Consider the following 22,631-nt stretch of genomic DNA (forward strand, 5'->3'; position numbering starts at 1 on the left):
CGCGGCCTGCGGACCGCTCTGTGGGGGCGGGTGTCGGGTGGGCCGCCGCGCGTGAATGGCGCGCGGAGAAGGGGTGTTGGGCGGGCCGGCGTGCGTGGGTGCTGCGCGTAGGGGGGTGTCGCCGGGCCGGCGTGCGTCGGCGCCGCGCGTAGGGCGTGGTGCGGTGCGGCATGGCGGGCGTGGGCGCTGCGTGTAGGGCGGTTGTCGCGGGGCCGATGTGCCTGAGTGCCGTGCGCAGGGCGTGTGTTGGGCGGACCCGGGCCGCGCGCGCCGCACCACGTGCGCGGTGCCGTGCCGTGCCGTACCACGCGCGTCGCGTCGTACCGTGCCGTGCCATGCCCGCGCCGCACCACGCGCGCGGCGCCCGCGCCGATGCCGATGACGTGCCCGGGCCGTGCCATCCCGCACCCGCGCCGCGCCACACCGTGCCCACGCCACCCCGCACTGCACTGCGGCCGCACAACCCGCGCTGCACCATTCGCCCCGTGCCCGTGCCCGTGCCGTGCCCGTGCTCGTGCCGCACTCACGCCGCGCCGCACCCATGGCACCCCGCACCCATGCCACCCCACGCTGCATCATCCGCGCTGCGCCCGCGCCGTACCTGCGCCATGCCGCGCCGACGCCGCGCCACCCCGCACTGCGCCGCCCCGCATCGCATCGCGCCATGCCGCCCAGCCCCGCCCCGCCCCGCGCCCACGCACCGCCGCACTCCGCCCGCCCCGCGCCCCGCCCCTCATCAACCCGCGCCGCCCCGCCCGGCACCCCGCCCCGCACCCCCCGACTCCCCCCGCACCGCCCTCCGGCCACCCCATCCCGACACCCCATCCCGACACCCCCGAATATCCATGGACTGACAGATATTGAAATCTGTCAGTCCATGAGCCATGCTTGAGTCGTCGGCACCGCTGCCGGCGGCGGGTGCCCCGGGCGTTCCGGGGGCCCGATACGGTCGAAGGGAAACTTCATGATCAAGCGCAATCTCGGTGGTTCGGCCGGTGACCAGGTCTCCGCGCTCGGCCTCGGGTGCATGGGCATGTCGGCGCTGTACGGGCCCGCCGACCGCGCCGAGAGCATCGCCACCATCCATGCCGCCCTCGACGCGGGGATCACCCTGCTCGACACCGGCGACTTCTACGGCATGGGCCACAACGAGTTGCTGATCGCCGAGGCGCTGCGCGGGCGGGACCGTGACGCGGTGCACCTCAGCGTCAAGTTCGGTGCGTTGCGCGACGCCGAGGGCGGCTGGGGCGGCGACGACGGGCGGCCCGTCGCGGTGAAGAACTTCCTCGCCTACAGCCTGGTCCGGCTCGGCACCGAGCACATCGACACCTACCGGCTCGCCCGCGTCGACCCGAACACGCCGATCGAGGAGACCATCGGCGCCATCGCCGACGAGGTCAAGGCGGGCCGGGTCCGGCATATCGGCCTGTCCGAGGTCGGCAGCGACACCATCCGCCGGGCACACGCGGTGCATCCGATCAGCGACCTCCAGATCGAGTACTCGCTGATCTCGCGCGGGATCGAGAACGACATCCTGGACACGTGCCGCGAGCTGGGCATCGGCGTGACCGCCTACGGGGTCCTCTCGCGCGGCCTGATCAGCGGCCACTGGACCCGGGAGCGGGCCGTCGCGCCCGGCGACTTCCGGGGGATGAGCCCGCGCTTCAGCGGCGACAACCTCGAGCACAACCTGGCCCTGGTCGAGGCACTGCGCACGATCGCCGAGGCCAAGGGCGCGAGCGTGGCGCAGATCGCCATCGCGTGGGTGCTCTCGCGCGGCGAGGACATCGTCCCGCTGGTCGGTGCACGCCGTCGGGACCGGCTGGCCGAGGCGCTCGGCGCGCTGGACGTACGGTTGACCACCGAGGACCTCGCCGCGATCGAGCGGGCGGTCCCCGCCGGCGCCGCAGCGGGCGGCCGGTACGCTGCGCCGATGATGGCCCACCTGGACAGCGAGAAGTAGCCGACCGCACAAGCGGCAGCCGCCTGCCGCAGTCGGCACGCGACCGGCGCGGGCGGTTCGCGAGCAGGGGAGCCGGGAGACAGGGAGAGAGGTACGACCGTGGCCGACGATCCGTTGACCCCCGAGCAGATCCTCGGCGCCGCCGAGGACGTCCTGCGGCGGTACGGCCCGGCCAAGGCCACGGTCGTGGACGTGGCGCGGGCGCTCGGGGTCAGCCACGGCAGCGTCTACCGGCATTTCCCGAGCAAGCAGGCGCTGCGCGAGGCGGTCACGCGCGGGTGGCTGGACCGTACCCACGACACCCTCGCCGTGGTACTGGCCGCCGACGGCACACCCGCCGAGCGGCTGTCCCGTTGGCTGGCCGGGCTGTTCGCGGCCAAGCGGGCCAAGGCGTCCGCCGACCCCGAGCTGTTCGCGGCCTACATGCAGCTTGCGAACCAGGCCAGTGCCGAGATCACCCGGCATGTCGAGGGCCTGCTGGAGCAGTTGACCGGGCTGGTCGCGGACGGGATCGCCGACGGCTCGTTCGCGCCGACCGATCCGCGCGCAACGGCCGTGGCGATCTTCCACGCCACCGACCGCTTCCATGACCCGGTACACGCCGCCGATTGGGCCGCGCCGGAAACCGAGGCGGCCTTCGAGAACGTCCGCCGGTTGCTCCTCGCCGGCCTGACCAACCCGACGCCTGCGACGTCCTCGACGCCTGCGACGCCTGCGACGTCCCCCACGCCTGCGACTCCCGGGGACTGACCGACGGCACGCCATCGGGCGGCCTCCGGAAGGGTGTTGAGCGGATGTGCATCGGACGTTGATTGACGCGCGTAACACTTACGCGTCCACGCGGCCTCGGCCGCACCGCTGCGCGATGCTCGACTTCCGGTCTCCCGGAATCCCGGAATCCCGGTTCCCCGGTTCCCCGGTTCCCCGGTTCCCCGTTTCCCGGAATCCCGGTCTCCCGGTCCGACGCATCGCCGTCCGCAAAAAGGAACCTCCCCATGTCCGCCGCTCCCATGTCCGCCGCGTCACCGCTCCTGCGCTTCACCGGGATCCGGCTCGTGCACACCGCGCTGCGCCGCGATCTCGACCCGATGCCGAAGCGGATCCGCGCGTTGTCCGCCGACGCGGGCGCGCCCGCCGAGCTGCTTGCCCAATGGCGGCTGCTGGCCCGGATCCTGATGGCCCATCACGAGTACGAGGACACGTGCCTGTGGCCGGTGCTTCGGGTGGCCCGGCCCGAACTGCGGTTGTTGCTCAACCGCCTGGAGGCCGACCACCACCGGATCGACCACGACCTGGCCGCGGTCACCACGATGATCGCCGGCCTGGATCGGGACCGGGAGCGGACGTGGCTGGTGGCCGCCGCCGTCGAGGCCCTGGTGGAGACGGTCGACGCGCATCTGCGGGTCGAGGAGGTACAGGTACTGCCCGAACTCGCCGCCGTGGTCGCCTCCGGCGGGCATATCGGCACCCTCGGCGCGTCGCTCTCGGCAATCGACGCGGCGGACGTGTTCGACCGTCGGACGCCGGGTCCGCGCGCGCCCGCCGACGCGATCGGCTGGCTCCTGGACGGGATCGCCGGCATTCCGGGCGATCCGACGCCGCGCCGATTCCCGGGCCCGCGCCCGGCGTGACGCCGCGTCGGTGCCTCGCGTCCGGTCCGCGCTCGTCGCGTGCCGTACCGGGTGTCCGAGCGGAGCCGTCGATTCCTCTCTACTCTTGACCCGATGACGAAGCACCCCCCGAATGACCCATGACGGTGCCCACCCGTGGAGTTTGGTGGGGTGTGTGCCGGTCGTCCACGAAGCGCGTGGCATGCTGTGCCGTCAAAGTTCTGCCGGATGGGGGAACGGCGGCCGTCCCGGGGGGAAACGACGATGAAATTGGCCTTCCTCGTTGAGGAGACATACCGCCATGACGGCATGCCGCTCGACGTGGTCCGACAGCTCGACGCGTGGGGACATCACGTCGACATCGTGCGCCCCGGCAGCTCGCTGATCGAACTGTCCGAACTGATCCGGGCCGGCTCGCACGACGCGTGGGTGCTCAAGACCGTCTCCGGCGGTCCGGGGCTGAGCATGCTGGAGGCCGCGGCGGCGCTCGGGGCGACCACGATCAACGACGCGCGCTCGATACGTTCGGTACGGGACAAGGCGGTCGCGGCGGTGATCGCGCGTGCCCATGGGCTGCCGATGCCGGTCACCTACTTCGCGGCGGTGCCGGAACTGCTCGGCTCGATCCCCGCCGACCGCTACCCGCTCGTGGTCAAGCCGGCCGACGGCAGCTCCGGACGGGCGGTACATCTGGTGTCCACACCTGCGGAGTTGGCCCGCCTGGGTGCGGAACTGGCGGGCGAGGGGCCACTGTTGGCCCAGGTGTACGTGCCCAACGACGGCGCGGACCTCAAGGTGTACTCGGTAGCGGGCGAACTGCACGCCACCGTACGCCGATCGCCGCTGCATCCCGATCATCCGGTCCGGGAGAGCCGGGTCCCGCTGCCGAGCGGAACGGCCGCGCTGATGCACCGGATCGGCGCGGCCTTCGGCCTCGACCTGTTCGGCGTCGACATCATCGAGGGGCCGGACGGGCCGATGGTCGTGGACATCAACGACTTCCCGAGTTTTCGCCGGGTGCCGGACGGGGTGGCCCGGGTGGCCCGCGCGGTGCTCGACCTCGCGGCCGGCGCGGCGTCGGCCGGCGGCGGAGCGCTCGGCGCGACCGGCACCGCCGGTGCGGCCGTCACGCCCCTGCGGCCCAGGGCCGTGGTCGCGCCGACCCGAAACACGATGGGTGCGAACATGATGACCGCGAACGGTACGGGTGCCGTCGTCGACGCCGCGCCGCCCGCGTACGTCGGCTGACGGGGCGCGTGCGCACATGCGGGTCTGCTTTGTCACCGATCGCCCCGATCACCCGCTTCTGGTCGCCGCGCGCGCCCTCCTGACGCTCCGTCACGAGGTGAGCGCACTCGACCCGGACGCCGTCCCGGAGCAACACCCGATCACCGCCGACGTCTACCTGCTCAAGGCCCGCACCGCCAAGGCGCTCGCATTCGCCGAACGGGCCGAGCGACACGGCGCGCGCGTGCTCAACTCCGCTGCTGCCACCCGGGCCTGCCAGGACCGGGTACGCATGGCCGAACTCGCCTGGGCGGCCGGGCTGCCGTTCCCGGCCACCCGGGCCTTCGGATCCCCGGCCGGGCTGCTCGCGACCGGCCCGGCGTACCCGCTCATGGTCAAGAGCCGGTACAGCCGCCGACACGACCTGGTCGCCCGCGTCGACGACGTCGCCGCACTGCGCGCGCTGGCCCGGGACTGGCCCGACGAGCCGATCGTGGCCCAGGAGTTCGTCGACAACGGCGGCTGGGACCACAAGTTGTGGGTGGTCGCCGGCCAGGTCTTCGCGGGCCTGCGCCGCACCGCCCTCGACGGCCCCGCCGAAACCAAGCCGATCGCCCCCGAAGACCTCCCACCCGGCTGGTCCACCCTGGCCCGCGACGTCGGCACCGCTTTCGGCCTCGACGTCTACGGCGTCGACATCCTCGAGGTCGACGGCACCCCGTCGATCATCGACGTCAACGCCTTCCCCGGCATGCGCACCATGCGGGGCGCGCCGGAGGCATTGGCCGAGTTGGCGACTCTGCCGGTAAATCCGGACAAGGCGGAAAGAGCGGATGAGGTGCCTTGCGCGATTGTCGCGAACCGAGCTGATCGGATGAATCGGGCGCACTGACGGGCGGACGTGCACGTATCGAAGTCCCGTGCCTACGAGGAGTGGTGGCATAGATCGTTTCGGTGGTATCTTCTGCGTGCGGGCGGAAATTCTTGCAGCCCGTGGAAAAGATTCCAAAGGACATTGAATGTATATATCCCAATTGCTTGGGTTGCTCGGGTGTGTCAATGTACCGACCACGTTCATGATGAGCGTGGGTGAGTTTCTTTCGACCTGGTCCCCGGGCCTCGTCTGAGCAATCACTGCGCCGCATCGTCGATGCGGCGCAGTGCCTCCCGTGCCCCCTCCGCCGCCGCGGCCCCCACACGCTCGTAGCCGGCCAGCGCGGACACCCAGTACGGGCGGGCGGCGAGGGGGCCGTCGAGTGCCTCGGTCGTCCGGGCCAGGCCGGCCAGGGCGTGCGCCTCCTCGAGTTCCGTGCCCATCGTGTGGGCCAACTCCGCGCTCCTGCGGTACTCCGCACGTGCGGCGATCCGGTCGCCCAGGTCCTCGTGGGCCCGGGCGAAACCGGCGGCGGCGCGCTGGCGGTGCAGGGCGTCGCCGATGCGCTCGGCGATCTCGCGCCCTCGGCCGAAGTGCGCGAGCGCCTCGCCGGCGGCGCCCATCGCCAGATGCGCGAGGCCGACATTGATCCGGGTGTCGGCCTCGCTGCGCAGATCGCTGATCTGCTCGTAGACCTGGATGGCCTGCGCGTAGCGGTCCAATGCGCCGGTCGGATTTCCGCGCGCGAGTTGGACCTGGCCCAAGTTGTTCATCAATATCGCATATTCGGCACGGCTGTTGGTGCGCCGGACCACGTCGAGCGATTTCAGGTAGTAGCGCTCGGCATTGTCGTAATCGCCCTGCAGGAAATAGAGCTCGCCGAGGTTGTTGAGAATCTTCGCCAGTTCGCGGTGCTCGCCCAGCGATGCGTAGATGTCCCCGGCGGCCGACATGTGCTCGGCGGCCGGGTCGAATCTCCGCAAATGGCCGAGGGCCACCCCGAGATACAGGAGCACCCCGGCCCGGCCGTGCGGATTCTCGATTCCGCGGTGAATGGCGAGGGCCCGCTCCAGGTGCTCCAGAGCCGCCGCGAAACGGCCCGCGCGTACGTATGTCGCGCCGAGTTCGGCGAGCGCCTCGGCCTGACCGGACGGATCCTTCGCGCCCTCCGCCAGGGCGAGTGCCTCGGCCGCGTCCGCAAAGGCGGCCTCGTGCGCGGCAAGCCGCCACTGGATCGACGCGCGCTCGATCAACAGGTGTGTCTCGGCCCGCTGTTCCCGCACCTCGGCCCGACGCCACGCGTCCAGCGCGGCGGTGTACAGGTCGCGTGCGAGGGTCCACGACCCCCATTTCAGCAGCGACCTGCCCAACACCTCGGGCAGGAAGCGCAGATGCTCCGGGGACGCGGCGCCGGCCAGCCGGGTCGCGGCGACCAGGGCGGCCCGCTCGCGGGCCAGCCAGTCCTCCGCCTCCTCGGCCGTTCGGAACGGCGGCTCCGCACGTCGGGCCGGCATCGGTACCAGGCCCGATCGGCGCGCGTGCGGATAGGCCGACCGGTCCGCCTGCTCGGCCAGGTCGAGATACAGGTCGAGCAGCCGTCGGATGGCCTGTGTGCGGGTCTCGGGCGAGTCCTCCCGGTGTGCGGCGTGGATCGCGAAGTCGTGCACCAGGTCGTGGAAGCGGTAGCGGTCGTGGGCGGGCTCTTCGAGCAGGTGTGTTTCCACCAGTTCGTCGATGCCGCGCCGGGTCTCGTCCGCACCGACGCCGCACAACGCGACTGCTGCGAACCAGCCGAGGTCCGGACCCGGATGCAGCGCGAGCCGGCGGAAGACGGTGCGTGCGGCCGGGGCCAGTTCCGCGTAGGAGAGGTCGAACGCCATCGCGATGCCCGGCGGTGCGTCGATCACGTCGAGCGGGCGCGGCGCCTCGGCCAGGCGTGCCGCCAGATCGCGGACCTGCCCGGCCCGATGACGGAACCGATTCGCGGTGAGCTGTACCGCAAGGGGATGATTTCCGCAGCGGTTCACGATCTCGGCGACCAGCGCGTGGTCCGCGCCCGCCAGGTCCCGGGACTCCTCCGCGATCCGGGTGAACAGCGCCGCCGCGTCCGCCGTGTCCGGTACCTCCAGCGGTAGCGAACCCGCGCCCTCGAGGTCGGTGAGCCGGCGGCGGCTGGTGACCAGGACCCGGCAACGGGGGCTCCCCGGCAACAACAGCCGCACCTGGCCGGCGTCCCGAACGTCGTCCAGCACGATCAATGCCCGCCGATCGGCCATCTCCCGCCGCCACTGCGCGGCCCGCAGATCCCGGGTGAGCGCCAGATGTTGCGCGGGCATGCCCATCGCGATCAACAACGAACCCAGCGCCTCGGTCGGCTCGATCGGAGCCTCGTGCGGGTCGTGCGCGTGCAGATTCAGGTAGAGCCGGCCATCGGGATAGCTCGCCCGCATGCGATGCGCGGCATGGGTGACCAGACAGGTCTTCCCAACCCCGGCCATGCCCGACACGACCGTTATCGGCAGTGCCGTGCCGATTTCGTCCACCCGCAACAGTCGGGCGAGTTCGGCCTGCCGACCGGTGAAGTGCCGGGTGTCCCGCAGCAGTGTGTCGGGCGCGGTCGGGGTCGGCGCGACCGGCAACGCGCGCGTCCGGGTGCGTCGTTGGGCGGGAACGGACAGCGCGGGGTCGCGGTGCAACAATCGGGTGTGCAGCCGTTGCAGATCGGGGCCCGGATCGGCGCCCAGCTCGGTGCTGAGTCGGGCTCGGGTGCGCCGGTAGGCCTCCAACGCCTCGCTGTAGCGCCCGCATCGGTACAGCGCGAGCATCAGATCCGCCACCACCGGCTCGGCGACCGGATGGCGGGCCGCCAACTCCCGTAACTCGCCCACGACTTCCGCGTGTCGGCCGAGGGTCACCTCCAGATGGACGCGACGTTCGTGGATCTGTCGGCGCTGCTCCTCGAGCCTGCCGCGCATCGACTCGAGCCACAGGCCGGGCAGACCGGCGAACGGCTGGCCGTGCCACAGCTGTTCCGCCTCACGCAGTAGGTCGGCGGCGGACGCCGGGTCCTCGGTCGCATTCGCCTGTTCGTACAGCCGGCGAAACCGACGGAAGTCGACCGAGTCGGGATCGATTTCCAGCCGATATGTGCGCGAGTCCGAGAAGAGCCGTACGGAATCACCCGCCACCCGCAGCCGATTGCGTAATCGCGACACATAGCTGCGCAAGGTGTCGACCGAGGTGAGCGGCGGTTCGTCGTCCCACACCCGGGCGATCACCGAATCCGTGGCGACCGACCCGCCCTCGGCGGCCAACAGCACGGCCAGCACACATCGTTCCTTGAGCGACCCCAGAGGATGGCGTTCGCCGTCCACCCACAACTCCATCGGGCCCAGCACACGAATTGCCGGCATCGCGTTATCCCCCCGCCCCAGTCCTCCTGGCAAAAGCGCGCCGGTGCCGAGGTGTCGTCCAACCACTGTGGCACGTCCCGCCACAGCGCCACCAGCACGCCACGGCCGCAATCCGACCGGAAATCGCCCATGCGCGAGGGCGCGTTCCGGTTTGCCGCGGCGGTGCAGCGTCCTTGCAGGCGAACTGCAAGGATTTCGTCCCCTGCGTCGGGGATGTCGCACTTGTCGACGGCGATCGGCCGTATCGACCGAACTGATCCGCCCGGCCACGGGGGAACGGGGCCCGTCCGGTGACGACGACGCTCATGGAGGCGTGGATGACGATCATGACAGCCAACGATGTGAGACCCGTACCCGTCCGACCGGACGCGGCACGGTGGACGACCCGATCGGCGGTGCGGGGAGTCCTGGTCGTGGTGCACAACGTCACGTCCGGGCAGCGGCTGATCGACGCGGTTCGGCTGTTGGAGGGGGACCTGCGGGTGCACGTGTTCTTCACCATGGCGCCCACGGTGTTCAGCTCCGGGGTCGCGGAGTTCCTGGACCGGCTCGGCGCCACCACGGTGCCCTGGCAGCGCGCCGTGGACATGCGGTTCGACCTCGCGTTGGCGGCCGGGCACGAGGGGCTGCACGAACTGGACGCGCCGATCATCGTGATGGCGCACGGCGCGGGACACAACAAGCTCGTCTCCGCCCCGCGCGGCGGACGCGAGGTCGCCGCGCGCGGCACCTACGGGATGTCCGCGCAATGGCTGATCCGGGACGGTCGGCTGGTGCCCGCGACAATCCTGCTCGCGCATGCCGAGGAGTTGGTTCGACTCGGCACGACCTGCCCGGAGGCGGTCACCGCCGCGGTGGTCGCCGGCGATCCCAACTACGACTGCCTGGTGGCGAGTCGGCCGAATCGGGCGCGCTATCGCGATGCGCTGCGGATCGGCGCCCGGCAGCGGCACATCGTGGTCACTTCCACGTGGGGCGGCAACTCGCTGCTCGGCCGCACCCCCGAGCTGTTGCACCGGATGACCACCGAACTGCCACGCGACGCCTATCGGGTGACCGCGCTGATGCACCCGAACGTGTGGAGCGGGCACGGTGCGTACCAGGTGCGCGCCTGGCTCGCCCGGCCGTTGCGCGAGGGCCTGGTGTTGATTCCGCCGGAGGACGACTGGCGGGGAGTGCTGGTCTCGGCGGACTGCGTGGTGGGCGACCACGGCTCGCTGAGCCTGTACGCGACGGCCACCGGGGCGCCGGTGGCCCTGGCGACCTACCCCGAGCAGGACATCGATCCGGCCTCGCCGCTGGGCGAGTTGGCCGCCTTCGCGCCGCGGATCCGGCATCGCCGCTCGATGCTCGCCCAACTCGCCCGGATCCCGGAGGACTTCCGCCGGCCCGAGTACGCCCGGGTGGCCGGCCGGATCACCTCCCAACCCGGCGAATTCGCCCGGAACACCCGCAATCTGATGTATCGCCACCTCAAGCTGAAGGCGCCGCCGGGACGACCGTTCACCCGGATCGCCGAGTTGCCCGGACGGGTCTGGTGACGACGCCCGGCGGCTGCCCGGTCGCCGCCCGGCAGGCCGACCGGGACGCGGTCTCGGTCACCGTGGTGGTGCGTGCCGCCGACGGGTGGGTCACCGTCGACGAGCACGTGCGGGTCGAACTGCCGTCACCCCGCGCCGGGTTGGCCGACGTGCTGGTTACCTCGGCCGATGGGCCGGCGGCCGGCGACCGGGATCGGGAGTTGGCCGCGGCGCATCCCGGTGCGCTGGTCACTCTGATCGTGTGTGGGCCGGACCGGGCGCTGGTGCGCATCGGCGCGGCGCCGCCGGGCACCGCGCGGCGCACGGGTGCCGATCCGTCCTGGCCGGTCTACGCGTCGATCCTGCACACGTTGACCGTCCTGGGAGCGCACGCGAACTGAACCAATCCGATCACCCCGGCGGATCGAGGCCGCGCAGCCGCGTACGCACCGCCTCGGCCGCCGGGGTTCGCATGGCCTCGTACAGATCGAGCGCCTCGGTGTACAGCTCGCGCGCGCGGTCGGGATGGCCCTGCCGCTCGGCCGATTCGGCGAGCGCGGACAGGACGTGCGCCGCCTCGGCGCGCGCGTGTTGCTCGCGCAGCACGCCGAGGGCGGTGCCCAGGTATGTGTCGGCCTGCGCGGGCCGGCCCGAACCCAGCAGCGCCCGACCGATCAGGACCTGCGCGCGGGCGGCGTTGTACTCGTCGCCGACCCCGGTCAGGTCCGCGTACGCCGACCACGCGTGGTCCGCCGCCTCGTCGAACCGTCCCGAGCGCAGCGCGACATCGCCCTGGTTGAACCGGGCCAGCGCGGCCGGGCGGACGTCCCCCGACGCCCGGCACCGGACCTCGGCCTCGCGGAACGCCTCGGCCGCCTCGGCCAGTCGGCCCAACCGCAGCAGCGCCAAGCCGGTGTAGTTGCGGGTACGGGCGACGCCGACCGAATCCCCCGAGTCCGCGCACACCCCGGCCGCGTCGGCGAACATCCGCAGTGCCCGCTCATGGTGACCGGCGCTCAGTTCGCACAGTCCCCCCGAGGTGAGCATCCGCGACTCCGCCGCCGGATCGGCGCACTCCCGGGCCGCGCGCAAGCCCAGCTCGTGCGCCGTGCGGGCGTCGTCGAAGTACTTCCCGCGCAGGAACAGCGGCCACAGCGCGTCGGTCAACTGCCAGGCCAGGGCTTGCAGTTCGGCGACGGCGGCAGCGGTCCGGAGGGCGGCCAGCAGGGTGACCCGGTGTTGCTCCAGCCAGGCCAGCGCGGCCCGCCCGTCGGTGAACTCCACGCGCGGGATCCGGGGGTTCGCGTAGTCGCGGGCCAGCGAGCGGTGTTGGGGCTCCAACAACTCCTCGGCCAGGGTGGCTGTGGCCAGGTAGTGGTCGAGGACGGCCCGCTGCGTCTCGGCCCGTTCCCGGCCCGGACGAGCGGACATCAGGGCCACCGCGTGCAGTCGGATCAGGTCGTGGAACCGGTAACGCCCCTCGGCGGCTTCGGTGATCAGGTTCCGGTCGATGAGGTCTTCCAGGACATCCGTCGCCGCGTCCGGGTCGTACTCCTCGCGCGGGCCCAGTACGGCCGCCGCCACGGCGGGCCCGAAGTCCGGGCCCGGATGCACGCCGAGCCCGCGATACAGCAGGGCGGCCACCTCGGGCAGTTCCCGATAGGACACGTCCAGCGCGGCCCGGACGGTGTGTTCGCCGTCCAGGGCGAGGGCGTGCAATCGCCCCTGCTCGTCCGCCAGGGCCCGCACCATCGTGCCGATCGGCCGGGCGGGGCGCGCGGCCAGCCGGGCCGCGGCCACCTGCACCGCGAGCGGGAGCCGGGCGCACAGCTCGACCAACTCGTCCGCCTGGGACGGCTCGCGACGGACCCGGTCGTCGTTCATCGTGGCCGCGAGCAGGTCCACCGCGGCCTGCCGGTCCAGCGGTTCGAGGTGGATCGGGACCACCCCGTCCACCAGCAGTCCGGACAGCCGGCTGCGACTGGTCACCACCGTGACATTGGCGCCGGCCGGGAGCAGCGGTCGGACCTGGGCCGCGGTGGCCGCGTCGTCGAGCAGCACGGCGAGTCGGCGACCGGCGGTCAACGAGCGGTAGAGGCCCAGCTGTTCGCCGGTCGCGCGCGGCACCTGGTCGGCGGGCACGCCGAGTCCGCGCAGGAAGCCGCCGAGGATCTCGGTCGGCAGGGCCGGCTGCTCGGTGCCGTGCCCGCGCAGATCGGCGTACAACCGGCCGTCGGGAAACGTGTCGCCGAGCTCGTGCAGCCAGGCCAGGGCGAGGGTGGTCTTGCCCACCCCGGGCAGGCCGCTGAGCAGCGCGACCGTGCCGGCGCCATGGCGCAGCCGGCGCAGCGCGTCCAGTTCGCGGACCCGATTGACCATCCGCGGCACCGGCGGCAGCTGCCACGGCACGACGGCGGCGGCAGCGGGCTCGGCGACCGAGAAGTGCATGCCCCCGTGTACGGCGCCGGCCTGCACGACGGGGCCGTGCACCGTGCCGCCGAGATCGTTGTGGCTGTCCCCCGGCCGCCGGGGCGGCTCGGCCCTGCGGTCGTCGTCGAGCCCCGCCACGTGCGCCCCCGTTCGTCGCGATCGGAACCGCCGCACACGTGGCCGAATTCGACCCGTTGGGCGGTGGGCACACTGGATGTTTGTCGACCGGGCGGCCGATGAAACCTTTTGCCGTCGCATTCGCCCGGTCCGCCGCGGATTCGGCCCGGTCAGCCCCGTTTCGGGAGGTCGTGTTCCAGGTCGGTGAGGACCCGGTCGGCGGCGGTGTAGCCGGTGCTCACCATCCAGTACTCGTCGTCGACCTCGTGGGTGCGGCCGGCTTGCACCGCCTTCAGGGTCTGCCACAGCGGGCCGGTGAAGACCTTGTCGTGGTCGGTTTTGTCCTTGGGGCCGTAGGTGGCCACGAAGATGACGTCGCCGTCGGCCTTTTCGATCTGCTCCGGGCTCACCGCGACCATGAACTTGTCCACGTTCTGGGCCTCGGGGCGGCCCAGGCCGATCGTGGACAGGATGCTGCCGACGAAGTTGGCCTTGCCGTACAGGCGGTTCTCGCCGGCGATGAAGCGCAGCACGCTGACCTTGACGGTGGCCGGGTCGCCCTGGGTGGTGCCCAATGCCTTGGCACGGGTGGTGAATGTGCTGACGACCCGGTCGGCCTCGGCCTTTTTGTTGAGGGCGTCGGCGTCAAGCAGGAAGTTTTGTTGCCACTGGGTGCCGGCCTGTTCGGAGAAGACCACCGGCGCGATCTTGCTCAGCGCGTCGTAGCGGTCGGCGTCGCGGACCAGGCTGCCCAGGATCAGGTCGGGCTTGAGCTCCTGGATCGTCTCCAGATTGGGCGCGCCGATCGCGCCGACCTCCTTGATGCCGGCCGTCCGGTCGCCGTGGTACTTCGGGAAACCGGCACCGGGGCTGCCGACCACCGAGCCGACCGGCTTGATGCCGAGGGTGAGGGCGGTATCCAACTCGCCCATGTCCAGCGTTACCACGCGCTTCGGCGCGACCGGGACCTTGACCACGCCCTTGGCGGTGCGTACCTCGCGGGTGTCGGCCGGTGTGGCCTTGGTGTCCCGGTCGCCGTCGGCACCCCCGGAGGAGCACCCGGTCAGGGTGAGTGCGGCGGCCAGGCCCAGGGCGGCGGCGATCCGGAGCGGGAGCGTTACGGGCATGCGAACTCCTTGGCGGGGAGGGCGGACTGCGGTTTAGCGAACGGCCTTTCGGGGTTGCCCGGGGACCACCATCGGCGCACCGGTGACCGGGCATGGGATGACCACGCAGGCCAGGCCGAAGACGTCGTGGACCAGATCGGCGGTGACGATCTCGGCGGGGGTGCCCTGGGCGACGATCGAACCGGCGCGCATCGCGATCAGGTGGTCGGCGTAGCGGCACGCCTGGTTGAGGTCGTGCAGGACGGCGACCACGGTGCGCTCGCGCGTGGTGTTCAACTCGCGGATCAGGTCCAGGACTTCGACCTGGTGTGCGATGTCGAGGAAGGTGGTCGGCTCGTCGAGCAGCAGGATGCCGGTGCCCTGTGCGAGCGCCATCGCGATCCAGACACGTTGCCGCTGCCCGCCGGAGAGTTCGTCCACGTAGCGGTCGGCGAGGTCGACCACGTCGGTGCGGCGCATCGCGTCCGCGACGACGTCCTCGTCCTCGTCCGACCACTGCTGCCACCAGCGCTGGTAGGGCTGCCGGCCGCGCGCGACCAGGTCGGCCACGGTGATCCCCTCCGGCGGCACCGGGCTCTGCGGCAACACCCCGATCCGACGGGCGATTTCGCGCGTGGGCAACTCGCGAAGCGCGGCGCCGTCGAGCAGCACGGTGCCGGACACCGGCTTGAGCAGCCGGCCGAGCGAACGCAACAGGGTCGACTTGCCACAGGCGTTCGGGCCGACCACCACGGTGACCTTCCCGGCCGGTACGTCGAGGTCCAGGTCGCGGACCACGATCCGGTCCTCGTACCCGAGGGTCAGCTCCCGGGCGCCCAGCTGATGGGTGGTCACGAGGCGCCTCCGGAACGGGAACGGGTCAACATCCACAGCAGGTACGGGCCGCCGACTGCGGCAGTGAGGACACCCACCGGCAGTTCGGCGTCGGAGATCGACATCCGCGCGCCGATGTCGGCGAGTACCACGATCAGCGCGCCGAGCAGCGCCGAACACACCAGCGGCACCTGGGGTGTTCGGGTCAGCCGGCGGGCCACCTGGGGCGCCACGAGCGCGACGAAGTCCACCGGCCCGGCGGCCCCCGTCGCCACCGACGCGAGCAATACGCCGACCACGACCAGGCCAAGCCGAATCCGCCCAAGCCGGATGCCCAGGGCGATCGCGGTGTCGTCGTCGAACCCGGCCGACCGGGCCGCCCGCGCGGCCCACACGATCGCCGGTGTCAGGGCGAGCAACACCCAGAACAGCGGCTCGCCCTGCGACCAGCCGCGCCCGTTCAAGCTGCCCGACATCCACACCTTGGCCTGCTGGGCCAGGGTGATGTCGGCCCGGGTCAGCAGCAGATTGGTGACCGCGGCCAGGGCGACCGAGATGCCGACGCCGATCAGCACGAAACGTTGCGCGTTCAGGCCTTTGCGCCAGGCCAGTACGTACACCAGGAAGGCGGCGATGGTGCCGCCCGCGACCGCGGTCAGCGGCGTTGCGGTGGGCCCGCCGAAGCCGAAGACCAGGCCGCACACCACGGCCGCGGCGGCGCCGTGCGATACGCCGATCACATCCGGACTGGCGAGCGGATTGCGGGCCACCGTCTGGATCAGCGCGCCGGCGATACCGAACGCCAGCCCGACCAACAGCCCGACCGTGGCGCGCGGCAGCCGCAACGTCTCGATCACGATGCTGTCGTCCATACCGAACAGCACCTTGAGCACGTCACCGGGCAGGATGAACCGCACCCCCACACACAGGCTGAGCAGGAACGCCGCCGCGAGCAGTACGGCCAGTACGCCCGCCACCACCGTGGCGCGCCGGTGCAGCAGGAAGGAGAAGCGCGGGCGGCGCACGAGCACATGGCCGTAGGGGCGGTAGTTCGTTCGGTCGCCCACCGGGTCGCTTGCACCGTCACTCGGGCGGTCTGCCGAGCGGTAACTCACCGGGTCTCCCGAGCGGTAACTCGCCGGGTCTCCCGAGCGGTAACTCGCCGGGTCTTCCGACCGGTCGCTCGCCGCGCCGCTCGCCGCGCCGCTCGCCGCGCCGCTCGTCCGGTCACCCGCCGTGCCACTCGTCCGCTCGCTCGAATCGTCGCCGGTCCGGCCACTCGGCCGGCGCCGCGCCAGGTCGCTCATCCCGACACCACCGGCCCGCGCCGTACCAGTGCGACCAGGATCGGCACCCCGATCAGCGCGGTCATCGCCCCCACCTCCACCTCGGCGGGCGGGAACACGATCCGCCCCAGCACATCCGCGACCAGCAGCAGGATCGGCGCGAGCAGCGCCGACATGGCCAGCACCCACCGATGATCGGTGCCCACCAGCGCCCGGGCGGCATGCGGAACGGCCAGGCCGACGAAGGCGATCGGCCCGGTCGCGGCCACCGCGACGCCGGTCAGCACGGTCGCCCCCAGGCCGCCGATCACCCGGATCCGGTTCACGTTGTGTCCCAACCCCTTGGCCACGTCGTCGCCGAGCGCGAGCGCGTCGAGCCCGCGCGCGGTGACCGCCACCAACACCACACCCACGCACACGAACGGCGACATCTGCCAGGCCACTTCGTCGGTCCGCCCGGACAACGAGCCGACCAGCCAGAACCGGTACTGGTCCAGGGTGCCCTGATCGGTGGTCAGCACCATGGTGATCACCGCACCGAGCGTGGCCGCCAACGCCTGCCCGGACAGCGCGAGTTTGACCGGCGTGGCACCACCACGCCCGCGCGCCGCGACCGCGTACACGAGCACTCCCGTGCACAGCGCGCCGGCGAAGCCGAACCACACGAAGCCGGTCAGGCTGGTCACCCCGAACACCGCGATCGCGGTCACCACGCCGGTGGCCGCGCCGGTACTGATGCCCAGGATGCCGGGCTCGGCGATCGGATTGCGGGTCAGGCCCTGCATACAGGCGCCGGCGATGCCAAGCGAGGCGCCGACCAGGAGCGCGACCACGGTACGCGGCACCCGCATCGAGTTCACCACGATGGCGTCGGTGGAGTCGCCGCCGTGTACGAGCGCGTCGAGCACCACGCTCGGCGCGATGGCTCGGCTGCCCACGGCGAGGCTGAGCAGACACGCGGCGGCCAGGACGAGCAGTACCGAGACCAGCCACAGGGCTCGGCGCCTGGTCGCATGACCCCGGGTCGGGAGGACGTTCACTGGAGCAGGTTAGGCTGGCCTAATCCCTGCGACCCGGCCGGGGTCGCGGATTCACCCTGCGTCGCCGGCCGACTCCGCGAGTCGGGCCCGCAGTCCGCGCACCAGCGCGTCCAGGCCGACCGCGAACGCCGCGTCGGCGCGGCTCGCCTTGTCCGGCCGAGCGGCCAGCGCGGCGGCAAGCACCGGGACCTCGGCGGCATGCTCACCCGGGTCGATCATCAGGTCCGGCGCGGCCAGGTCGAGCGCGGACCCGAGCAGGAACGCCTCGACCGAGGTCAGCACCGACACCAGCGCCGACCGAGGCCAGCCGCCCCGCTCCAGCGCGCCGACCACGGCCTCGTACATCGCCAGCGTCGCCGGCGAACTGATCGTCGTGGTCGCCAACAGGCCGATCGTGCCGGGATGGCGCGCGAACGCGTCCCGGTAGGAACGGGCCCACCCGGTCAGCGCCTCCGGCCACGGCCGCTCGGCGAACGCGGCGGTGTCCATCTCCTCGACCACCAGACGCCGGACCCCCTCGATGATCGCGGCCCGCCCGCCCACGTGGTTGTAAAGCGAGGACGGCTTCACGCCCAGCCGAGCGGCCAGCCGGGGCAGCGTGAACGCCGCCGGTCCCTCGGCGTCGATCAGCGTGAGCGCCTCGCGCACGATGCCGTCGGCGCTGAGCAGTGCGGTACGGGGCCTGCCCATGGTCGCGCCTCTCCGTCGGGCCGCCCGGGTCCGGCCGGCTACCCGGCAGTTTTCCAAACGACCCGCACGAGGTCTTCCCTGGGCGGTGCCTCGCGCAGTACGGTCTTGCCTGAACGGAAAACTAAAGGCTTTAGTTTAATGCCGATCACCTTCCCGACGGCACCCGTTCACAGTCGGTGGACCCCACCGGGGGCTGCGTCGCGGACGAAGATGTCCCGACGACACGACGGGCGTCCATCGCGTCCCTGCCCACGCGGGTCGGCTGCCGACCCCCGGCCCGGGAGGAAATACCTGTGGCCTCCACCGCAACCGTGGCAACCGACACCGCCGCCGCACCGGCCCCCACCGCACGCCTGGAACGCGGCGCCATCGGCACCGGCGACCTGGTCTTCTTCGTGGTCGCCGCCGCCGCGCCGCTCACCGTGATGGCCGGCGTCGCGCCCGTCTCGATCGGCATGGCCGGCCGGGCCGCGCCGCTGGGCTACCTGATCTCCGGCCTGCTCCTGGTCGTGTTCGCGACCGGCTTCACCGCGATGAGCCGGTACGTACGCAACGCCGGCGCCTTCTACGCGTACATCGGGCGCGGCGTGGGTCGCCCCGCCGGCGTCGGCTCGGCATACGTCGCGCTGCTGTCGTACAACGCCATCGGCGTCGGCCTGCTCGCCGCGTTCGGCTTCTTCACCGCCAACGGCTTCGCGGATCTGACCGGGACTCATGTCGACTGGTGGGTCTGGTCGTTGCTCGGCCTGATCGCCGTCGGGGTGCTCGGCTACCTCAAGGTCACGCTCAGCGCCAAGGTGCTGGGTGTGGTGCTGGTGTTGGAAGTGCTGATCCTGCTGGTCTTCGAGGTCGGCGTGGTTGCCAAGGGCGGCGGGCCGAACGGGCTGGAATTCGGCGTGCTTTCGCCCGCCCGGCTGAGCGGCGACGGGGTCGGCGGCATGTTCGTGCTCGCGATCGGCGCGTTCGTCGGCTTCGAGGCCACCGCGATCTACGCCGAGGAGGCCCGCGATCCGGCGCGTTCGGTGCCTCGGGCCACTTACATCGCGGTCACCTTCCTCGCGCTGTTTTACACGTTCACCGTGTGGATGATCATCAACGCGTACGGCGCGGACCGGGCCCAGGCGGTGGCCAACGGCACCGGCGGGACCGACATGGTGTTCGCCGCGAGTACCCGATTCGTCGGCGCGTGGGCCGCCGACGCGATGCAAGTCCTCATCATCACCAGCGCGTTCGCCGCCACCCTCGCCTTCCACAACAGCGCCACCCGGTACTTCTACGCACTCGGCCGCGAGGGCCTGCTGCCTCGCCGGCTGGGCGCGGTGGCGCCGCGCACCGGATCGCCGGTCAACGCCGTGATCCTCCAGGTGCTGATCTCCGCCGTGGTGATCGTGATCTCGATCGTGGTGGACTGCGATCCCTATACGGTCACCTTCCTGTGGACCAACGGGACCGGCATCCTCGGCATCATGCTGATGCAGGCCTTCGCCGCGCTCGCCGTCTACGGCTTCTTCCGCACCGATCGACGCGGGATGCCCGGCTGGCGGGTGGTCGGCGCGCCGTTGTCGGCGTGCGTGGGGCTGCTGGTGCTGATCGGGTTGGTGTGTGCCAACTTCGACTTGATGACCGGGGCTTCGGACGGGGTCAACATCGCCTTGCTGGTGCCACTGCCGATCGTGTTCGCGGTCGGGGTGGTGGTCGCGTGGCGGATCCGGACCCGGGATCCGGCCCGGTACGCGACGTTGACCACGGTGGACGCGGAGCGGATCTGAATTCCTTTCTGAATTCCTCGGAGTTGTCCGAGCTACCCGAGCCCAACCGAACAATCTTGAGCTACTACGGAGTTACCACGATGACCAGCACCCTGTTCCGGGGCACCATCCGCACCGGCTCGGGCCTGCCGGATACCGACGCGCTCGCCGTACGGGACGGCCGGGTCGTCGCGCTCGGCCCGGACGCGCTTGCGCTCGGCGGAGACGAGGTCGTCGAGTTGGGCGACGGGCTGTTGATGGCGGCCTTCGGCGACGGCCACGCACACCCCCTGTTCGGCGGCCTCGAACACTTCGGGCCGCAGGTCAAGGGGCTGACCAGCGTCGAGGCGATTGCCGCCGAGGTGGGGCGCTGGGCGGCCGAACACCCGGACGAGGACTGGATCGTCGGCGCCAGCTACGACCCGACCCTGGTGCCGGACGGCGAGTTCGACGCCCGCTGGCTGGACGCGGCGGTGGCCGACCGGCCGGTGGTGCTGCGGGCGTACGACTACCACACGGTGTGGTGCAACACCGAGGCGCTGCGCCGGGCAGGGGTGACCGCCGAGACCGCCGAGCCGCGGCTGGGCTGGATCGTGCGCAGGCCGGACGGCTCGCCGATGGGGACGCTGCGCGAATGGCACGCGTGCGACCTGGTGCTCGACCGGGTCCCGGGACGGCCGGTGGACGAACTGGTCGACGCACTACGGGTGGCCGGGACGGCGTACGCGAGCGCTGGGCTGACGTGGGTTCAGGACGCGTGGGTGGAACCGGAGATGGTGCCGGCCTACGTCGAGGCGGCGCGGCGTGGGGCGTTGGCGTTTCGGGCCAATCTGGCGTTCCGCGCCGACCCGGATCGGTGGCACGAGCAGCGGGCCGAGTTCGGCACGGCGCGCGCGACAGTGGCGGCCGAGGGTGGGCCGCTGTTGTCCGCGCGGACGGTGAAGTTCTTTGCGGACGGGGTGATCGAGGGCGGTACGGCGGCGCTGCTCACGCCGTACTGCGACGCGCCGCACAGTTGTGGGATGCCGGTATGGCCGCCGGCGGCGCTTGCCGAGGCGGTCACCGCGTTCGACGCGGACGGTTTTCAGGTACACATCCACGCGATCGGCGACGCGGGGGTACGTGCCGCCCTGGACGCGATCGAGGCCGCCGCTGCCGGCAACCCCGACTGGGACCGGCGTCCGGTCATCGCGCATGTACAGATCGTCGACCCGGCCGACCTGGCCCGCTTCGCGGCGCTCGGGGTGATTGCCAACTTCGAGCCGCTGTGGGCCCAACTCGACCCACTGCAAATGGAGTTGTCGATACCTCGGGTCGGCCCGGCGCGCGCCGACCGGCAGTATCCGATGCGCGGTCTGGTCGACTCGGGCGCACCGGTGTCGTTCGGGAGCGATTGGCCGGTGAGCTCGCAGCTGCCGCTGGAGGGGATCCAAGTCGCGGTCACCCGACGGACGTTCGATGGGCTGCCGGCGGGTGGGTGGACCCCGCATGAGCGGTTGACGGTGGATCAGGCCCTGGACGCGTATACGGACGGGGTCGCCTATCAGGCGTTCGCGGACGATCGGCGAGGGCTGGTGGTCGGCGGCGTGGCGGACCTGGTGTGGCTGGCCGCGGATCCGCGGGTGGTGGAGCCGATGGCACTGGGGCGGGTCGCGGTTGTGGGGACGTGGTTGGCGGGGGAGCGGACATACTGATTGGCTTCGTGCTTTGGGTGATTTAGGTACTTTGGGTGCTTGGGTGCTTGGGTGCTTGGGTGCTTGGGTGCTTGGGTGCTTGGGGAGTTGGGGAGTTGGGGAGTGGGAGAGTTGGGGGTCGAGGGCGGCGGTGGGGAGCGGGCCCTCGGGCCTTGGTCCCCTGATCGTTGGGAATTGCCAGGGATCGTTGGGTAAGTCGCCGGTTGATGTGCGTAATTGGCGCGCGCATGACCCTTACGAGTGAATCCGGCAGCTAATCGGGCTAAAGTTGCCGATCGCGCGGAAGATCCTTGCCATGAGCGCATGGGGTCGGGCGCGCCGGTGGGGGTGCGTGGTCGGGGTGGGGGCGGCGTTGGTCGCGCCGGCCGGGGTGGCGTGGGCGGGGTCGAGTGGCGGGGGCGGCCATTCGCCCGGCACGAGTGTGGACATCTGCGTGTCGATCGGCGGATCGCCCGGGTCGGGTGTCCGGGTCGATGTGAGCACCGCGACCGGGCCGCCGACCGGGGGGATCGGGATGAGCGTCGACTTCCGGCTGGTACGGAACGGGTCGTGCCGGCCGCCGACGAAGCCGTCCGCTACACCGACTCCGCCGCCGAAGTCCACGCCGGTGCACACCACTTCGCCGCCACCTGTGGCGCGCCCCACGCCGGTCGCGGTGGTCGTGGCCAAGCCGACGCCGCCTCCGCCGGTGCGCGCCACGCCGCCCGCCTCGGAGCCGCCGAGTACGCCGCCGACCACCGCGCCCGTCGTCACACCGCCATCGCTGCAACCGATCGCGCTGCGGCGCCCGGGGGTTCGGCCGCCCGAGGCGACGCCGCCGAGGCACGGGCGGTCGATCGTGACGACCACGCTGCTCGTCGTCGCGCCCGCGATCCTGGCCGGCGCCGCGCTCAAGCCGCGGATGCGGGCCGGCGTGGGCGGTTCGGGGGGCCGCTCCGGCTGAGTCTGCCGCGCCGGCCGACTCCGGTCGCGCCGACGGCGGTTCGCCGCTTCGCCCGGTCTTCCTGCTTCTTCTTCCGACACCGCTTGCTCGTCGCGTCCGTCCGGCTTCGGGCCGGTCGGTCGTCGGACTCTCTGGA

Annotated in this window: 17 protein-coding genes; 9 read left to right on the top strand and 8 right to left on the bottom strand. The window is 71.8% G+C overall.

Translation table 11 applies throughout. The features are described from left to right. The first annotated feature begins 964 nt into the window (after positions 1 to 964). From ABIA38_RS14590 to ABIA38_RS14610, 5 genes are all read left to right on the top strand, one after another. A complete protein-coding gene (locus ABIA38_RS14590) occupies positions 965 to 1,963 on the top strand; it encodes an aldo/keto reductase (RefSeq protein WP_424639030.1) in 999 nt (332 codons plus the stop codon). A gap of 99 nt (positions 1,964 to 2,062) precedes the next feature. Next, complete coding sequence (locus ABIA38_RS14595) at positions 2,063 to 2,713, top strand: TetR family transcriptional regulator (protein WP_424639031.1); 651 nt, start codon at positions 2,063 to 2,065, stop codon at positions 2,711 to 2,713. Between the two features lie 245 nt (positions 2,714 to 2,958). Continuing rightward, a complete protein-coding gene (locus ABIA38_RS14600) occupies positions 2,959 to 3,594 on the top strand; it encodes a hemerythrin domain-containing protein (protein ID WP_424639032.1) in 636 nt (211 codons plus the stop codon). A gap of 243 nt (positions 3,595 to 3,837) precedes the next feature. Beyond that, the gene (locus ABIA38_RS14605; protein ID WP_424639033.1) at positions 3,838 to 4,821 is read left to right on the top strand and encodes an ATP-grasp domain-containing protein; all 984 of its coding nucleotides are present in this window, start codon (positions 3,838 to 3,840) and stop codon (positions 4,819 to 4,821) included. Positions 4,822 to 4,918: 97 nt separating this feature from the next. Then, entirely contained in the window at positions 4,919 to 5,692 is a 774-nt protein-coding gene (locus tag ABIA38_RS14610; RefSeq protein ID WP_424639034.1) for an ATP-grasp domain-containing protein, read from the top strand. A gap of 239 nt (positions 5,693 to 5,931) precedes the next feature. Here ABIA38_RS14610 and ABIA38_RS14615 read toward each other — a convergent pair whose 3' ends face one another. Further along, positions 5,932 to 9,087 (bottom strand): AfsR/SARP family transcriptional regulator, encoded by a 3,156-nt coding sequence (locus ABIA38_RS14615; RefSeq protein ID WP_424639035.1) that lies wholly within the window; start codon positions 9,085 to 9,087, stop codon positions 5,932 to 5,934. 317 nt (positions 9,088 to 9,404) lie between these two features. Between ABIA38_RS14615 and ABIA38_RS14620 the strand changes: the two genes are divergently transcribed. Beyond that, positions 9,405 to 10,628: a hypothetical protein gene (locus ABIA38_RS14620; RefSeq protein ID WP_424639036.1), complete on the top strand. Its 1,224-nt coding sequence runs from the start codon at positions 9,405 to 9,407 to the stop codon at positions 10,626 to 10,628. Further along, the gene (locus tag ABIA38_RS14625) at positions 10,625 to 11,008 is read left to right on the top strand and encodes a hypothetical protein (RefSeq protein WP_424639037.1); all 384 of its coding nucleotides are present in this window, start codon (positions 10,625 to 10,627) and stop codon (positions 11,006 to 11,008) included. The genes ABIA38_RS14620 and ABIA38_RS14625 overlap by 4 nt, the downstream gene beginning before the upstream one ends. Positions 11,009 to 11,018: 10 nt before the next feature. Here ABIA38_RS14625 and ABIA38_RS14630 read toward each other — a convergent pair whose 3' ends face one another. The 6 genes from ABIA38_RS14630 to ABIA38_RS14655 form a co-directional block, all read right to left on the bottom strand. After that, positions 11,019 to 13,175, bottom strand: a complete 2,157-nt coding sequence (locus ABIA38_RS14630) for a tetratricopeptide repeat protein (protein WP_424639038.1) — start codon at positions 13,173 to 13,175, stop codon at positions 11,019 to 11,021. Positions 13,176 to 13,324: 149 nt separating this feature from the next. Next, positions 13,325 to 14,281 (bottom strand): ABC transporter substrate-binding protein, encoded by a 957-nt coding sequence (locus ABIA38_RS14635; protein ID WP_424639039.1) that lies wholly within the window; start codon positions 14,279 to 14,281, stop codon positions 13,325 to 13,327. Between the two features lie 33 nt (positions 14,282 to 14,314). Further along, positions 14,315 to 15,115, bottom strand: coding sequence for an ABC transporter ATP-binding protein (locus ABIA38_RS14640; RefSeq protein WP_424639040.1), 801 nt, complete (start codon positions 15,113 to 15,115; stop codon positions 14,315 to 14,317). Next, on the bottom strand, positions 15,112 to 16,161 hold the full coding sequence (locus ABIA38_RS14645; RefSeq protein WP_424639041.1) for a FecCD family ABC transporter permease: 1,050 nt from the start codon (positions 16,159 to 16,161) through the stop codon (positions 15,112 to 15,114). The genes ABIA38_RS14640 and ABIA38_RS14645 overlap by 4 nt, the downstream gene beginning before the upstream one ends. A 236-nt stretch (positions 16,162 to 16,397) precedes the next feature. Next, on the bottom strand, positions 16,398 to 17,420 hold the full coding sequence (locus ABIA38_RS14650) for a FecCD family ABC transporter permease (RefSeq protein WP_424639042.1): 1,023 nt from the start codon (positions 17,418 to 17,420) through the stop codon (positions 16,398 to 16,400). 51 nt (positions 17,421 to 17,471) lie between these two features. Continuing rightward, on the bottom strand, positions 17,472 to 18,110 hold the full coding sequence (locus ABIA38_RS14655) for a TetR/AcrR family transcriptional regulator (protein WP_424639043.1): 639 nt from the start codon (positions 18,108 to 18,110) through the stop codon (positions 17,472 to 17,474). A 293-nt stretch (positions 18,111 to 18,403) separates the two neighbouring features. Here ABIA38_RS14655 and ABIA38_RS14660 point away from each other — a divergent pair, with 293 nt between their 5' ends. Both ABIA38_RS14660 and ABIA38_RS14665 read left to right on the top strand, forming a co-directional pair. Continuing rightward, entirely contained in the window at positions 18,404 to 19,879 is a 1,476-nt protein-coding gene (locus ABIA38_RS14660; protein WP_424639044.1) for an APC family permease, read from the top strand. A gap of 80 nt (positions 19,880 to 19,959) precedes the next feature. After that, positions 19,960 to 21,552 (top strand): amidohydrolase, encoded by a 1,593-nt coding sequence (locus tag ABIA38_RS14665; RefSeq protein WP_424639045.1) that lies wholly within the window; start codon positions 19,960 to 19,962, stop codon positions 21,550 to 21,552. 234 nt (positions 21,553 to 21,786) lie between these two features. Here ABIA38_RS14665 and ABIA38_RS14670 read toward each other — a convergent pair whose 3' ends face one another. Further along, on the bottom strand, positions 21,787 to 22,401 hold the full coding sequence (locus tag ABIA38_RS14670) for a hypothetical protein (protein ID WP_424639046.1): 615 nt from the start codon (positions 22,399 to 22,401) through the stop codon (positions 21,787 to 21,789). Between the last annotated feature and the right edge of the window lie 230 nt (positions 22,402 to 22,631).

The sequence above is a fragment of the Embleya sp. AB8 genome (assembly GCF_049739465.1).
Taxonomy (GTDB): domain Bacteria; phylum Actinomycetota; class Actinomycetes; order Streptomycetales; family Streptomycetaceae; genus Embleya.

Bases quoted from the DNA above. Each gene is read 5' to 3' on its own strand.
- ABIA38_RS14590 (WP_424639030.1), top strand. From the start codon at position 965: ATGATCAAGCGCAATCTCGGTGGTTCGGCCGGTGACCAGGTCTCCGCG.
- ABIA38_RS14600 (WP_424639032.1), top strand. From the start codon at position 2,959: ATGTCCGCCGCTCCCATGTCCGCCGCGTCACCGCTCCTGCGCTTCACC.
- ABIA38_RS14605 (WP_424639033.1), top strand. From the start codon at position 3,838: ATGAAATTGGCCTTCCTCGTTGAGGAGACATACCGCCATGACGGCATG.
- ABIA38_RS14615 (WP_424639035.1), bottom strand. From the start codon at position 9,087: ATGCCGGCAATTCGTGTGCTGGGCCCGATGGAGTTGTGGGTGGACGGC.
- ABIA38_RS14620 (WP_424639036.1), top strand. From the start codon at position 9,405: ATGACGATCATGACAGCCAACGATGTGAGACCCGTACCCGTCCGACCG.
- ABIA38_RS14635 (WP_424639039.1), bottom strand. From the start codon at position 14,281: ATGCCCGTAACGCTCCCGCTCCGGATCGCCGCCGCCCTGGGCCTGGCC.
- ABIA38_RS14655 (WP_424639043.1), bottom strand. From the start codon at position 18,110: ATGGGCAGGCCCCGTACCGCACTGCTCAGCGCCGACGGCATCGTGCGC.
- ABIA38_RS14665 (WP_424639045.1), top strand. From the start codon at position 19,960: ATGACCAGCACCCTGTTCCGGGGCACCATCCGCACCGGCTCGGGCCTG.